The 15,152-nt window shown below is 31.3% G+C and carries 11 protein-coding genes; 3 read left to right on the forward strand and 8 right to left on the reverse strand.

The genetic code is table 11. The annotated features are described in order from the left end of the window. Window positions 1-12 precede the first annotated feature (12 nt). The gene (gene rnpA, locus Q4Q47_RS08400; RefSeq protein WP_303306210.1) at window positions 13-387 is read right to left on the reverse strand and encodes a ribonuclease P protein component; all 375 of its coding nucleotides are present in this window, start codon (window positions 385-387) and stop codon (window positions 13-15) included. A gap of 239 nt (window positions 388-626) precedes the next feature. On the opposite strand from rnpA, the gene Q4Q47_RS08405 reads away from it, so the two are divergent. Both Q4Q47_RS08405 and Q4Q47_RS08410 read left to right on the forward strand, forming a co-directional pair. Next, complete coding sequence (locus Q4Q47_RS08405) at window positions 627-2,477, forward strand: CBS domain-containing protein (RefSeq protein ID WP_303306211.1); 1,851 nt, start codon at window positions 627-629, stop codon at window positions 2,475-2,477. A gap of 3 nt (window positions 2,478-2,480) precedes the next feature. Continuing rightward, entirely contained in the window at window positions 2,481-3,671 is a 1,191-nt protein-coding gene (locus Q4Q47_RS08410; RefSeq protein ID WP_303306212.1) for a succinylglutamate desuccinylase/aspartoacylase family protein, read from the forward strand. A 191-nt stretch (window positions 3,672-3,862) separates the two neighbouring features. Here the strand turns inward: Q4Q47_RS08410 and Q4Q47_RS08415 are convergent, their stop codons facing one another. The 7 genes from Q4Q47_RS08415 to Q4Q47_RS08445 form a co-directional block, all read right to left on the reverse strand. Continuing rightward, window positions 3,863-4,270 (reverse strand): 5-fold beta-flower protein, encoded by a 408-nt coding sequence (locus tag Q4Q47_RS08415; RefSeq protein ID WP_303306213.1) that lies wholly within the window; start codon window positions 4,268-4,270, stop codon window positions 3,863-3,865. A gap of 258 nt (window positions 4,271-4,528) precedes the next feature. Beyond that, window positions 4,529-5,308, reverse strand: coding sequence for a hypothetical protein (locus Q4Q47_RS08420; protein ID WP_303306214.1), 780 nt, complete (start codon window positions 5,306-5,308; stop codon window positions 4,529-4,531). Between the two features lie 229 nt (window positions 5,309-5,537). Next, window positions 5,538-7,082 (reverse strand): leucine-rich repeat domain-containing protein, encoded by a 1,545-nt coding sequence (locus tag Q4Q47_RS08425; RefSeq protein ID WP_303306215.1) that lies wholly within the window; start codon window positions 7,080-7,082, stop codon window positions 5,538-5,540. 403 nt (window positions 7,083-7,485) lie between these two features. Beyond that, window positions 7,486-9,597 carry a tetratricopeptide repeat protein gene (locus Q4Q47_RS08430; RefSeq protein WP_303306216.1) on the reverse strand — a complete coding sequence of 704 codons (2,112 nt, stop codon included), beginning with the start codon at window positions 9,595-9,597 and terminating at the stop codon, window positions 7,486-7,488. A 287-nt stretch (window positions 9,598-9,884) separates the two neighbouring features. Beyond that, window positions 9,885-11,705, reverse strand: a complete 1,821-nt coding sequence (locus tag Q4Q47_RS08435) for a M1 family metallopeptidase (protein WP_303306217.1) — start codon at window positions 11,703-11,705, stop codon at window positions 9,885-9,887. 190 nt (window positions 11,706-11,895) lie between these two features. Beyond that, the gene (locus tag Q4Q47_RS08440; RefSeq protein ID WP_303306218.1) at window positions 11,896-13,503 is read right to left on the reverse strand and encodes a S8 family peptidase; all 1,608 of its coding nucleotides are present in this window, start codon (window positions 13,501-13,503) and stop codon (window positions 11,896-11,898) included. A 26-nt stretch (window positions 13,504-13,529) separates the two neighbouring features. After that, a complete protein-coding gene (locus Q4Q47_RS08445; protein ID WP_303306219.1) occupies window positions 13,530-14,390 on the reverse strand; it encodes an MBL fold metallo-hydrolase in 861 nt (286 codons plus the stop codon). Window positions 14,391-14,523: 133 nt separating this feature from the next. On the opposite strand from Q4Q47_RS08445, the gene Q4Q47_RS08450 reads away from it, so the two are divergent. Beyond that, the gene (locus Q4Q47_RS08450) at window positions 14,524-14,898 is read left to right on the forward strand and encodes a hypothetical protein (RefSeq protein ID WP_303306220.1); all 375 of its coding nucleotides are present in this window, start codon (window positions 14,524-14,526) and stop codon (window positions 14,896-14,898) included. Window positions 14,899-15,152: the final 254 nt, after the last annotated feature.

Consider the following 15,152-nt stretch of genomic DNA (forward strand, 5'->3'; position numbering starts at 1 on the left):
GGAAGTATATTATTATTCTGAAACTTTATTGGAAAATTTTTCAAACAAGTGTTTCATTCTGGATTCTATTTGAGTTAAGCTTGGTTTTTCTTTGCCAATGTACAAAATCATAAACGCATATTGTGTTGTAATGTTGTTAAAATACACGGCTTTATTTAGTCTGTAAACCTCTCTTAATAATCGCTTTATACGGTTTCTGTCAACAGCTGTTTTAAAATTTCGCTTACTTACAGAAACGCCTGTTTTTGCTATAACATTATCATCAAAAGTTGTTTGAAGATAAACTAAGCGTAAAGGAAAAGCTGAAACAGATTGACCTTCGTCAAATAATTGTTCAATGACCTTTTTGCTTTTAAGTTTTTCCTTTTTAGGATATGATGTAGACATAAAATAATGAGCTCATTTTAAATTTTTTTGAATTATAGCGAAAATTAGTCATTTTTTATATAGATAAAAAAGGACGATTTTTTAGCCAATTGAAAACGTTAGTAAGTTCAATATATAAATACAAAAATAGCAATAACAATTAACTCCTCAACCGGAATATATCTGCATGATAAAAATCATATTTAAACTCATTGAATCGTAGTAATTTAATCGTTTAAAAAACACTAAACATTATAATAATGGGCGATTTAAATGTTACAAAACTAAAGACTAAAAAAGACCGGGCTAATTATATTCATCATTTATTAAACGATATTAAAGCACTTGATTTAATGATTGAAAATGGCATGATAGAAGATGCTATTTTTAGAATAGGAGCTGAACAAGAATTCTGTTTGGTAAACAATCAATTTTTACCAGAAAGTAAATCTTTAGAGCTTTTAAAAGATATCGATGACCCTCATTTTACAACAGAGATTAGCAATTATAATCTTGAAATAAACTTAGACCCTTTAGCACTGGGAAATACTTGCTTTTCACAATTGCATAAACAATTAGAAACACTGTTAGAAAAGGCAAAAAATGCAGCATCAAAGAAAGACATTAAAATAGTTTTAACCGGCATTTTACCATCACTTTCTGTTAATAATGCTAATGAGCAGAATATGACTAATGTTGAGCGTTATTCTGTATTAAATGATGCTATAAAAGGAATAAGAAGGCAAAATTTCGATATCCATATCAAAGGAACGGATGAATTAAATTTATTGCATGATTCTGTCATGTTAGAAGGCTGTAATACCAGTTTTCAAATGCATTTACAATTAAGTCCGAAAACTTTTGTAGATAGTTATAATTGGGCGCAAGCTATTTCGGGACCCATTTTAAGTGCATGTACTAATTCGCCGTTGCTATTTGGTAAAGAGCTATGGAGAGAAACCCGGATAGCATTATTTACACAAAGTGTCGATACCAGAGCTAATTCTTATTTATTAAACGAAAAACAGTCCAGAGTTAGTTTTGGTAGTAAATGGCAAACAGGATCTATAACAGATATTTTTAAAGACAATATTTCCCGGTTTAGAAGCTTTATGACGACCAGCTTTATTAAGGATAGTGTAGATATGTTAAACAATAATGAAATTCCAGGATTAAAAGCGTTAGGCTTACATAACGGTACGGTATACCCATGGAATCGAGTTTGTTATGGAAAAACGGAAGGCAAACCAAACTTAAGAATTGAAAACAGATACATCCCTTCAGGCCCAACACTTACAGACGAAATTGCAAACATGGCGTTTTGGGTAGGTGTTATGCTAGGTAAACCAAAAAAATATAATAACATACATGAACAATGGGATTTTAAAGATACGAAATCAAACTTTTTTAACGCAGCTCGATATGGTATGGCTACTCAGTTTTACTGGAATGGAAAATATGTTTCTAGTTACAGTTTAATATTAGATGAGCTTTTACCTATGGCATATAAAGGTTTGTATAGTGTTGGAGTAGCGCCAAAAGACGCGGAGCATTATTTAAAAGTTATAAAAAATAGAATGCAAGCTAATAGTGGTTCTGAGTGGCTTGTTAGAAACTATAGACAGCTATTAAAATATCATAAGCGTTTCGAGGCCATGCAAATATTAACTTCTAAAATGTATGAAAAGCAAGAAAAAGGATATCCTGTATCTACTTGGGATACATTAAATGAAAGCGATGCGTTTTCTTTTAAAAAACAAAGAGTTGTAAAGCATATTATGAGTTCTGATATTTTTTCCGTTGATAAAAAAGATAGCGTTAAATTGGTTTTAAATATTATGAAATGGAAAAACATTCACCACATGCCAGTTATAAACATTAGTAGGGAATTGATTGGTTTAATAACCTGGAAAGATGTTAAATCATATTTAGAGAATCCGAAACAGCAAAACATTGCTGTTAATAAAATAATGAAGACAGATGTTATAACTACAGAGGAGTACACACCTATTCATGTTGCAAAAAAACTAATGAACGATAATAATATAGGCAGCCTTCCCGTAGTGAAACAAAATAAATTAGTGGGATTAATTACAAGAAATGATTTTTAATGGATGATGGATGTATATAGTAAAGCACGTGATAATAGCATAACTGTAAATAGGGTACTTGGCAAAATCGAAGGGTCAAAACCAGGATCAACTGTGGTGTTTTTTGGAGGTATTCATGGTAATGAAACCTCAGGAGTTTTTGCTTTAAAGGACGTTTTAGAAACCATTGATCCGTTAAAAGTCAAAGGGACTGTTTATGGTATTTCGGGTAATTTAAAAGCGCTTCAGTTAAACCAGAGATATGCTGATGAAGATTTAAATCGACTTTGGACTAAAGAACGTATTGAAGCTATTAAAAAGAAGACCGCTTTAAAAGATGATGAAGCAGAATTATTAGAGATCTTAGGTATTTTAAACACTATTTTAGAAACAGAAAAGCCACCATTTTATTTTATAGACTTACACACCACATCAAGTAAAACCTTGCCTTTTATAACCATTAATGATGCATTAATAAACCGAAAATTTGCCAAACAGTTTCCTGTACCTATTGTGCTAGGTATTGAAGAATATTTAAATGGTCCGTTATTAAGTTACATAAACAAATTAGGCTATGTGTCTTTAGGTTTTGAATCTGGGCAGCACGAAGATTTAAGTGCTATCACGAACAACATAGCGTTTATTTATTTAGCTTTAGTGTTTTCTGGTGTTTTAAAAATAGATCATATTACTAATTTTTTGGACCATTGTAAAGAATTACAAACACAAGCAGCTAATATGGCTGATGTTTTTGAAGTTATTTATCTTCATAAGATACAATCTAACGAAACCTTTACCATGATAAATGGTTTTAAAAGCTTTCAAGCTATTAATAAAGGTATTCCAATTGCTATAAGTAATCGTAGAGAATTAAAAGCAAGGTATAACGGACGTATTTTTATGCCTTTATATCAAACTAAGGGCTCTGAAGGTTTTTTTATTATAAGGCGTATAAAACCGTTTTACTTAAAACTATCAACACTTTTAAGGCGCACGAAGTTTGATAACTTATTAGTTGCCTTACCTGGTGTTTCTTGGTTAAATAAAACGGAAGGTATTTTACAGGTCAACCTAAGGGTTGCTAAGTTTTTTGCTAAATCGTTTTTTCATTTGTTGGGTTATAGAAATAAACAAATAACAAAGACCCATTTAAGACTTAATAATCGTGAACGTGTTGCCAAAACAAGTATGTATAAAAAAGAACCTTGGTATTAGGATTGAGTCTTAGTATCGTTAAAATATGTCTGTTTTCTAATTCATATATAATAAATTATTTTATCTCCACAAATGCATTTTAACTTTTACGGATTAGATATTAGTAAAGAGGTATTTGATGCCAATAGTGAAAGTAATACCAATTGTATATATCATTTTTAAGGATTAATAAGTATAATGTTTAACCATATTTAGAATTCAAAAAAGAAAAAAGTGACTACAGCCCATTCTTTTTTAATGTCTTTGGCATAACCAATAGTACTTCGACTGCTGTTTTGAACGGTTCCATTCTCTTTAATATAGCCAATAGTACTTCGGCTACTGTTCTGAACGGTTCCATTCTCTTTAATATAACCAACGGTGCTCCTACTATTGTTTTGAATGGTTCCGTCGTCTTTAATATAACCAATGGTACTTCGGCTACTGTTTTGAATGGTTCCATTGTCTTTAATGTAGCCAACAGTACTTCGGCTGCTATTCTGAATGGTACCATCACTTTTAATATAGCCTGTTGTAGTACGACTACTGGATTGAATCGTTTGTGCCCTGCTAAATGTTATACTTGATAAGGCAATGATGATTAAGAAGCGTTTTTTCATATGTTGTGTTATAAAAATGAGCAAATTACATCTAGTGAAAGCTTGTTTAATGACTTTATGATATGAAATCGTTTTAATACTAAAACAAGTTCAACACAAGTTACTTTGTATCAAAACTTAAGCCAAAGTCATAGAAACTTTATAGGATAAAATTATTTGAAAATGAAAAAGATACTACATTTTCATAAAGCCTCATTTTTATTTTTAGCCCTTTTTAGAAACCTGTTGTTTTAATAATTTCTACGCTATTAACGGTTTTTATAATTCAATATAATGATGTTCTTCATAATAGGTTATAGAGTTAGGTTCTCTAGTGCTTTTGGTTACAAATCCATTTTTGTCATACTCTAAATAAATATTCCAAGTATCATTTGTACTTCCTTGTTTATAATTTCCTGTTAAAGGATTATTTTTTGTCACTTTTAAACCTAGAATATCAAAGTAATCACCATATTCATATTCCATGGCTCCTCCAAAAGGGTCATTTTCCTTGTTAGAATCAAAATTTGAATATGTAAAAGTTTCTGTTCCTGTAGAATTAGAAATTAAGTTTTGATTAGAATCTCTTGTAAAAACTTCTTCTGAATAATTTGTTGGAGAAGATGTGTCAAAAGTGAATTTCGTTGAATCCACATAACCATTTGTAAAGAATATTTCTAACAAACTATTGTTTGCAGTAGAAACAAGTGTTGCTTTATTATTTTCAAGCGTTACATTATAAGTTACAGAATTATCAGCATTATTAGGGTTATCAAAGTTTGTATTTTGAATAATTGAACTAATGTTATTTCTATTATAAGATACTGTAAATGTTCTTGATAGGTAGTTGTAATCATTTATTGTGATGGACTTAATCTTGTTTTCATCATTATAAAAGACTTCTTTATCAAAAGAAATATTTCCATTGTTATATACAAGTGTTTTTTTATATAGTTTGACAATCTCGATAGGAATGTCTTTCTGCCCATTGTCATCAGATGAACAAGATAAAATTGATAATCCAATAAAAAGTGTAAATAAAAAATTTTGTTTTTTCATCCGAAACTTAGAGTATTAATTATATATAATGATTTTATGATATGAAATTTTTTTAAAGTTTTATATCATAGCTTAAGCGAAAGTAACTGAATTTTTTACAAAGTAAAATTGTTTAAAACCAAAAAACCTCTTTATGGAAAAAGAGGTTTTTTGGTTTTATAAACTAGCTTACTCAAAGCAATACTGAATCATGTTTTGTTTTTCTTTTTGCTGCCATTTCTTTTTGTACTTATAAACAAGTAACACTTGGATCTTTAGTTATTGTAGTTCCGGACGTTTCTAAATCACAAACCTTTTGTGGAATAGTGGTTAATTGGTTGCTGGTAAGGTATAGCGCAACTAACCCTGTTAAATTACCTATTTCGGGAGGAATGCTGGTTAGTTCGTTATCAGATAGATATAAACCAACCAAATTATTCATAGTACTTATTGACTTAGGAATACTGGTCAGCTTGTTAACGGATAAGATTAAAGAAGTAATATTTAAATTTCCAATTTCTGATGGAAGTGTTGCAATTTTATTATTATTTAAGGTCAGAGTTTCTAAAGAGGATAATGAGCCAATACTTGAGTGAATAACAGTTAGATTGTTATATTCTAAATCTAAAAGCGTTAAGTTAGTTAGATCTCCAATAGTAGCAGGAAGCAAAGCCAATTGGTTTTCGCTGAGTTGCAGGGTCTTTAATTTACTTAAATTCCCAATAGCGTCAGGTAGACTATTGATTTCATTATATTCTAAGTTCAAAATTTCCAGATCGTCCATATCTCCAATTTCAGACGGAAGCTGAACCAGAAAATTATTAGATAAATTTAAAGTCCAAATTTGATTTAAATTCCCTATTTCAGACGGGATACTTGTCATTTTGTTGTTATGAGCACTTAAATTGAGAAGACTTGTCAAATTACCAATTGCAGAAGGAATACTCGTTAATTCATTACCGTCCAGATTAAGCAAAACCAATTTGCTGCTTAAGTTTTCTATACTGTTAGGAAGGCTGGTTATTTGATTACTTCCAATGGCTAAATGTTCCAGATTGTTTAGTTGTTCTAATTCAGTAGGGTAATTACCAAGTGTGTTATTGGCAATATTGAGTGTTTTTAAACTTGTTAGATTTCCAAATTCGGCAGGCAACTCACTTATTTGATTATCATAAATAAAGAGTTTTTCTAATTTAGAAAGACCTCCAAACGTTGCTGGTATGGTACTTATGCTCTTAAGATGAACATCTAGTACTGTTACCCGATCATCATCCAAAGTAACCCCAGCCCAGGTATTCATGGAATCAGCGTTTAAATCCCAGCCTAAGGTATTACTTGGGTTGGCATTATAAAAAAGCTCTAGGATTTCTCTATCAGAAAGCGGGATTGGAGCGGCAACGGTAGCTTCCACGGTATATTTTCTAATGGCTTTATTTTCTGCTGTGACGGTATATATTACAGGCGCCGTTAAATCGACACTAATATCTGATTTTGGATTTACTGTAGCTAAATCTGAAATGCTAATTGTTGGTGTTAGATTTTTTACATTTGTGCCTGATGGGAATGAAATATTTATTGTTAAATCCTCTTGATTCATCACCCCATTAATATCTTCTGAAAGGTTTGCGTTATTAGCCTTAGTGAAGATAAAACTGGTGATGCGATTTTCATTACTCAGGTCTGGTGGTGTTGCATGATCATCATCGCTACTGCAACTTGAAAGTATTAAAAATAGTAGTAGGAACAGGTTCGTTTTTTGGAGTACTCTTTTGCACGTTTTTTTAATTTGTTTCATGATTTGGGAATGAATAATTTGTTGTTTTCTTTTTAATATTTAAAACGATTCATTATGTAAACGAATGACCCATTAAATACCCTCCTTTTTAATAGAAAAAACCATTTTCCGATTGGAAAATGGTTTTAATCATCGTTATAAAAAAAAGACACTCTATTTTCATAAAGTGCCTTTTATATTTTTGAAAAATATTAAAACCTACTTGGTATTATTTTTTACCAAATATGAGCTCATATCCCTGTTATTTTATATTTCAATTTGAGAGATAGGAAGTAATCTCGAATCCTCCAAGGCAGCTGTTCTATGTCCTGCATACTTTAAATAGATTTCATTCTGAGCAGATTCCATAAATTTAGATACAGATTCATGTTCGACCAATAATGCAATGTGCCATTTTGATTTTTTATTTTACTAAATTCATCATTACTACTGAGAATGCTGCTAATCCTGAGATCAATGTTGCAACCTTTATTACATAAGAATATTTGTCTAATATGTATTTGATGTCTTTTTCAAGTCTAGAAAGAATAGTCTTTTTATTAGACTCTTCAATTTTTACATTTTTCCATTCTGATTTATATTTTATCCAAAGGCCATAAAGAATTAAAAGTACTAAGGAAGAGAATACCACTAGAAAAATTATTTTTAAAAAGGGGTAAGTATTTGCTAAAAACATTGCTAAAATCCCAATGAAAGAACCAGTAAAAAGAGATATTAGCGATTGGTTTGTTTGTCTTAACATTATTATTATGACAATAGTTGAAAGTAATACATAAAAAACAACAATATATGAATTAAAGTACCAATCGTGATTGTTATGCAAATACTTTAAACTAAGAAATGAAAATCCAGTTGAAAGTATAATAGGAATAATTATAGGTACAGTTAATAGATAAAACTCAATATAAACTCTACCTATATTTTCTCTTAATCGAGATTTAAAATCTCTAATAAACCAATAAGAAAAAGTCAAAAGAAGTGTATTGATAGACAACAATATTAGTGCAAGAAATTTTTGAGAAAAACCTTGTTTATATGAAAATATTTCTCCAAAAACTTTTTCTGATAAATCAAGGTGCCAGTTTTCTGTTAATGTAATTGACAAAATTGGAATAATGTACGCTATCGAGAGAACAATTAACCCTATTTTAGCCCCCTTAGCCGTACCGTAAAATGTAATTATAAGAACCATAAGGAATGCAATGATTATACAAAATGTTGACAGGAAAAGTATTTTATTTGAAACCCAACTAATCGTATCAGATTTTGTAAAATTAAACCTAATAAGTTCAATTACATTTGGGTCTTCTATTTGAAATTCATATTTATGTGCGTTTATTTTATGAATTTTAATATGACTATAAAATTTGGAAAATTTTTTATTAAAGATTAAATCATTTGAAAGCTGTAAATTGATTTTACTGACAGGATGAAAAACCTTAAAATCAAAGTTTGACCAATCAGTGCTATTATTTCGAAGTGCTGATTTGTAGGAGACCTTAATATTTATTGTCTCTGATTCTTGTATAGTATCGTTAAATTTAATACTAAGGATTTCATTTTTTTGATGTCTCTCATGCTTAATTTTAAATTTTTTTTCTGGATTAATTCTGGTTTCGAATTCAATTTCATTACCAGTTGAAAGAGAGATCGGTAGCTTAATACTATTACATCTTTTATTAAAATTAATCTCAAAATTTTGACGGATATTTACATTATCTTTTGAAAGAACTTTGATGCTTAATTGTGATGATATCAATTTATAATCATCATATTCATTATGATATTTTTTTAAACGATCGTACGTTTTGTATTTAATAGAATGATGATACAAAAAATAAAAATAATCTCGTAATAATCCATTATTTAATTCTTTGTGAATTGTTGATATGTTTTTGGCATATTTTGACCTTAAGTAATTACCATTTTTAGCATTATCAACATTATTGTAATTTGCTTTCAATGCTTTGTCAAAATCACCTCTTATTTCGAAAACTTTAGATAAATTATAGTTATAGTTTTGATAATCTTTTTCACTTATACTATCAACAAATTGGGTTACCCAGGTTTCATCCACTCTATCTAATTTCATCTCTAATAAACGTGATAAAATTATATGATTATTTTCTATGTCAGTTAGTTTACTTAAGTATGTAGAAGCTTCTTCGTAAGAGCCTTGATCATGAATTATTTTTGCTAAAAGAGAATGAAAATCATAATTGCCTGGGTTTTTATCTAATTCATTTTCAAGATATGGTATCAATTTTAAATTAAAACCCATACGATGAGATTCAATTATTACATCATTAATTTCATCTTTTGCAATCTTGTTTTTTTTTAAAATATCATCAATACAATTGTAATATTCGTGGAATGCTTCATGATAGTGGTTCTTTTTTTTATATAATAAATCAAGATTAGAGTCATTACTGCAGCCTCCAAAAATTAGTAATAATATAATTATTATTAACAACTGTAATGGTTTAGTAAAAATGAAATGAGTTGGATTATTCATATGATGTCTTTTATAATAAAAACAACATATGGATTGGTTGGGTAGTATTTTTTCTCTAAAATATGATTTTTTGTCATACTGAATAAAGAGTATACCTACATCATTCTAATACCAAAACAGAGAAATAAGGGGTTTAAGTCTACTAAAAACCTGAACGCCCTTAAAAGAATCTTGAAGGTTTATCCTAAAAAGATCTCTGTAAAATCAAATCGTTTAGAATAAAAAAACCTCTTTGTAAAAAGAGGTCTTAAAATTTTATTAAATAGATTATTCAAAATGAAATCAATCTATTTAACATTATTCTTTTTATCCACATCCGCCATCATCCCTTTAGGGTCAATTTGAACACTTTTAACAGCTTTAGAAGCCTCAAAAGTGTAAGTAGGATATGCCCAGGCCCAATCTGCTTTTAAAGTAGCTGAGGTTGGTTTTTCTCCACGCATCATTTGTAAAGGGATATAAAAGTCTTCGGTAGTATCATCCGTATAAGTTACTGTTACATCTATTGGCATTGGCATCTGACCTATGCGCTCTAATGTGATGTTTTTTTCTTCAATATTTTTCACACCATAATCAATAGTATTAGTGGTTTGTGCAAAATCCATTAAGTACCAATCCAGTTCTAAACCAGATACTTTTTCGGCAGAACGGATAATACTATTAGGTGTTGGGTGTTTAAAAGCAAAATCGTTAAAATATTTTTTTATGGTTTTCTTTAAATTGTCTTCACCAATAATATAACCTAGCTGCGCTAAAAATACAGAGCCTTTGCTATATGCAGAAATACCATAGGCTTGATTATAATGATAACGATCTGCATGCGTAGTAAGTGGCTGTTCTCTATCAGATTTAGCCAAATAAATATAACTTCCATAAGCACCGGCAACAGGGTTTTTTCTGTTACGACTCATAACTTCATTTTCAGCTAATTCGCTAATATATGAGGTAAAACCTTCGTCCATCCATTCGTGCTTAGCCTCATTAGTAGCCAATAAGAATTGAAACCACGTGTGTGCCATTTCGTGTGCTGTAACACCAACTAAACTTCCAAAACTACGGTTTCCTGTTATTAAGGTACACATAGCATATTCCATACCACCATCACCGCCTTGGATAACAGAATACTGCTTATAAGGGTATGTGCCAATGTGTTCGCTAAAATATTTCATAAGCGCTGCTGTTTTTGGCTGTAATTTTTTCCAGCTTTCCTTCTTTTCTGCATCTAAGGTGCTTTTATAGTAGAAGTTTAACAACGGACCATTTGGAATTTGTAGTGTATCGTGGATATAGTCCGGGTCTGCAGCCCAGGTAAAATCGTGTACTTTTGGTGCCTTATAATGCCATGTTATTTTACCATTATTGGCTGTTGCATCAGGGTTTTGTAGGTAACCGGTACCACCAACAACATAAGTTTTATCAATGGTTAGTTTAACATCAAAGTCTCCCCAAACCCCGTGAAACTCACGTCCAATATATGGGTCGGCATGCCATCCTTCAAAATCGTATTCTGCTAATTTTGGATACCATTGTGTCATAGACAAGGCAACACCTTCCCTACTGTTTCTTCCAGAACGACGTATTTGAACAGGGACTTGTGCATCAAAAACCATATTGAAGGTAACACTTTCCCCCGGTTGTATCGGTTTCGCTAAATCGACTTCTAAAACAGTTCCCACCGTTTCGTGTTTTAAAACTGTGCCGTTTTGTTTTAATGAATTAACTTTTATATAACCTATTTCATTAGGCTTCAATTTACTAATGCGGTCTCCAACTCTTGAGTCCGGATCTGCAATGGTGCGAGAACGCACATCCATTTCACTTCCTGGCTGAAAAGCGTTAAAGTATAAATGGTAATACACTCGGTTTAATACATCGGGTGAGTTATTGGTATATACCAAGGTTTGATTCCCTTTATATTGATACGTATTTACATCCATATCAATTTCCATTTTATAATCTACATGTTGTTGCCAATACGTATTTGACGCTTGCGAAGTTTGGGTTTGTGGCGTCGTTACAGCAGGTACTTTTGGAGGAGTCATATTTTTTGAACTACTACAAGAAATAAAGACGCCTAAGCTTAAAACAGAAAAAAAGAATCGTTTCATAGTATAAAATATTGGGTTAAAAAAGGCGCTCTAAAGCGTGTCATTCAGAACATTATCGAAAACAAAATATATTTGTTTGAAGATACAAAGTGAAGCTGAAGAAGAATCTGTTTAATTTAAACAGATTGCCACAGTCGTACCTCCTTCGCAATGACATTTTTTAGAGAGCCTTCTATTCATTTAATTAATATTATTTAGACATTTTAGACGCCATAATTAAAGCATTATAAGCATTAACCATTTTAGACGATTTTGTTAAATCAGCAAAAGGTCTTACATCATCAGTATTACCACCAACAACCACTTTTGTTTTTACAGCTAAACCAGAATCCATAAGTATTTGCTTTACTTGAGCCGCACTTAATTTTGGATAGTAAGAACGAATTAAAGCAGCAACACCAGCAACAGCAGGAGCCGCCATAGACGTTCCACCTTTAGTATCATATTCGTTTTCTGGTGTTGTAGAATATACTTTAGCTCCGGGAGCAAAAACATCTACATTTTGCTTTCCATAATTAGAAAAACCAGCAATCAATCCAGAACCATACTTTGGAGCTAAAGCACCAACTCTTATGTAAGTATCTGAAACTTCTTGACCATTTATATTGTCATCAGGGAAATTAGGCTCCGTATCTACATCTTTGCTATCATTTCCGGCAGCGTGTACAATAAGCACATCATTTTTTCCTGCATAAGCAATAGCATCACGTACCCAATCACTATGTGGTGAGTAACTTTTACCAAAACTTCCATTTATAATTTGTGCGCCATTATCAACAGCATATCTAATAGCCAGAGCGACGTCTTTATCGTACTCATCGCCATTTGGTACGGTTCTTATACTCATAAGAGCCACATTATTTGCTACGCCATTGGCCCCTTTGCCATTATTACGTTCTGCAGCAATAATACCTGCTACGTGTGTACCATGACTTTCACTTTTCTTAACGGGTTTTACATTACCATTACCATAAGAAGTACTAGACATGTCGTCTGGATTATCACCAGTAGTACGCCCTTTAAACGTTTTGTTTAGGTTATAATTTAATCTTTCATTGATACTTTCTATCCCTTTAGAGATTTCTTTTTTAGCATCAGCAAGAGAGTCCATACCATTACTAAACATGTATTTAGCTACCTGTACAGCTTGTTTAAGAGTTTCATCTTCTGTTTTGATAGCATTCACTTCTGCTTTGGTATAATCTTCCTTTCCAAAGTGTTTAGCTAAAGTGGCATCAGCAGATTTTATTTGTTGAAAGATCTGTTCGTAGTTTCCTTTGTAACCTGAATATTTTTGATATTCTTTATCGTACTCGGTTAGTGCTCTGCTATAGTCAGGGTTGCTAGTATCTCCCTGAGCTAAAATTCTAACGAACTCCAATTGCTCATCATAGCCATCACCTAAAAAATTCCATCCATGTATATCGTCTATATAGCCATTATTATCATCATCTTTTCCATTGTTTGGCTTCTCTTTTGTATTGGTCCATAATACATCATCTAAATCTTCATGGTCAATATCAATTCCAGAATCTATAACTGCTACAATAACTTTTTTACCTTTTTTGTTTTTGATAATTTCAGCATAAGCCTTATCAACACTCATTCCTGGAATGGTATCTTTTACCAAATCCAAATGCCCCCAATTGTGCTTTTCTGCTTTAGTTAGTTCTGTAACCTTTAAAGGCGTATTATCAATATTCTCTACAGGTGTTGATAGGATTCCTGCTGTACTACCACATCCTGAGATTAGTATAGCTGCAAAGGCAGAAGCTGTTATTGTCTTAATTGTTTTCATGTTTTAATTTTAGTCTTAAATTTTGTTTAGTTAAATATATCTTGAGTCGTATAGGTATTCTTTAGCCTCACTCCTTTTTCTGTTTTTTGTACAGTGATTATTTCATTATAGGCATCGTGCTCTAAAAACAAGTAGTAATTATTTTCGGCTGCGATGTTAAGGAATTTTTCTTTTTCGTTAATAGATAACAAGGGTCTGGTATCGTAACCCATAACGTAAGGAAGTGGTAAATGCCCGGCAGTAGGCAATAAGTCTGCCATAAAAGCGATGGTTTTATCCTTATATTTAATAAGCGGAATCATTTGCTTATCGGTATGGCCATTAGCAAAAAAGATATCGAAACCAAGTTCTGAATTATTAAGTAAATCGTCTTTTGGAAGCGATGTGAACTTTAGTTGCCCACTTTCTTCTATAGGAATAATATTTTCTCTTAAAAAAGATGCTTTTTCGCGTCTATTGGGTTGTGTTGCCCACAACCAATGATCTTTATTACTCCAAAAGTGCGCATTTTTAAAAGCAGGTTCGTATCCTGTTTTATCCTTATTCCATTGAACACTACCTCCGCAATGATCAAAATGTAAATGTGTCAGGAAAACATCAGTGATATCGTCTGGATGAAAACCATGTGCTTTAAGAGAACCTTTTAAAGTATGATTTCCCCAGAGATAATAATAACTAAAGAACTTTTCAGATTGTTTATTGCCCATGCCATTATCTATTAATATGAGTCTGTTACCATCTTCAATGAGTAAACAACGTGTTGCAAGCTCAATCATATTATTAGCATCGGCAGGATTCGTTTTTTGCCATAATGATTTAGGCACAACACCAAACATAGCACCGCCATCAAGTTTTAGATTTCCTGCATTTATGGGAAATAAGTTCATAGACGGTAAAATTAAACAAATCGCAATAAAAACAGTTGTTTGTTAAGGATTTATTAAGAAAATTTCTATAAATAATTTATTGCAAGAAAAAGTTTTGTGTTAATTTCGCAGTTATATTTAATCAGCCTATTAGTTGAAACTATATCCATTTATTTTATTTTTTGCTTTTGCTTTAAGGCCAGCTTATAATATGGGGTATGTGGCGTATTTTCAACTTAACATAGATTATATTATTGAAACCTACTGTGTTAATAAAGAAAAGCCAGAATTACAATGTAATGGTAAATGCCATTTAGCAAATCAATTGACTGTAAATTCGGTTGATGATTCTGAAGGTACTTCATTTTTGGACTCGATCTTCGAGGCTTTTATTCCTGTTTATTTTCATAAAAACAACGCTTATTTTTGTTTAGAGCAGCCTCCTATTTCGGTTAAAAATAATTGGAACTACCATAATACGTTTACCAATTTAACTACGGATATTTTAATCCCGCCTCCTCAGGCTTAATAACTTTTTTTAGTTTTTAGAACAAGGCTGTTTAAAAGTGCCATTCTGAATATTACCGAGAAACAAAATATATTTTGTTTAGAAGGTAGCAGCGAAGCTGTGAAAAATCTCTAGAAATACGATGTATTGATTTATAATAACATAAGATTCTTCGCTTTGCTCTGAATGACAAAATATGACACTTTTTAGATTGCCTCAGTTGTCCATTCCATAAATTAAATTTTATTACATACAACCCGTATGGTTTTATGAAT

Origin of the sequence: Flavivirga spongiicola (assembly GCF_030540825.1) — a bacterium.
Taxonomy (GTDB): Bacteria; Bacteroidota; Bacteroidia; order Flavobacteriales; family Flavobacteriaceae; genus Flavivirga; species Flavivirga spongiicola.

Coding starts and splice junctions, on each gene's coding strand:
- rnpA (WP_303306210.1), bottom strand. CDS start 387: ATGTCTACATCATATCCTAAAAAGGAAAAACTTAAAAGCAAAAAGGTC.
- Q4Q47_RS08405 (WP_303306211.1), top strand. CDS start 627: ATGGGCGATTTAAATGTTACAAAACTAAAGACTAAAAAAGACCGGGCT.
- Q4Q47_RS08410 (WP_303306212.1), top strand. CDS start 2,481: ATGATGGATGTATATAGTAAAGCACGTGATAATAGCATAACTGTAAAT.
- Q4Q47_RS08415 (WP_303306213.1), bottom strand. CDS start 4,270: ATGAAAAAACGCTTCTTAATCATCATTGCCTTATCAAGTATAACATTT.
- Q4Q47_RS08420 (WP_303306214.1), bottom strand. CDS start 5,308: ATGAAAAAACAAAATTTTTTATTTACACTTTTTATTGGATTATCAATT.
- Q4Q47_RS08425 (WP_303306215.1), bottom strand. CDS start 7,082: ATGAAACAAATTAAAAAAACGTGCAAAAGAGTACTCCAAAAAACGAAC.
- Q4Q47_RS08430 (WP_303306216.1), bottom strand. CDS start 9,597: ATGAATAATCCAACTCATTTCATTTTTACTAAACCATTACAGTTGTTA.
- Q4Q47_RS08435 (WP_303306217.1), bottom strand. CDS start 11,705: ATGAAACGATTCTTTTTTTCTGTTTTAAGCTTAGGCGTCTTTATTTCT.
- Q4Q47_RS08440 (WP_303306218.1), bottom strand. CDS start 13,503: ATGAAAACAATTAAGACAATAACAGCTTCTGCCTTTGCAGCTATACTA.
- Q4Q47_RS08445 (WP_303306219.1), bottom strand. CDS start 14,390: ATGAACTTATTTCCCATAAATGCAGGAAATCTAAAACTTGATGGCGGT.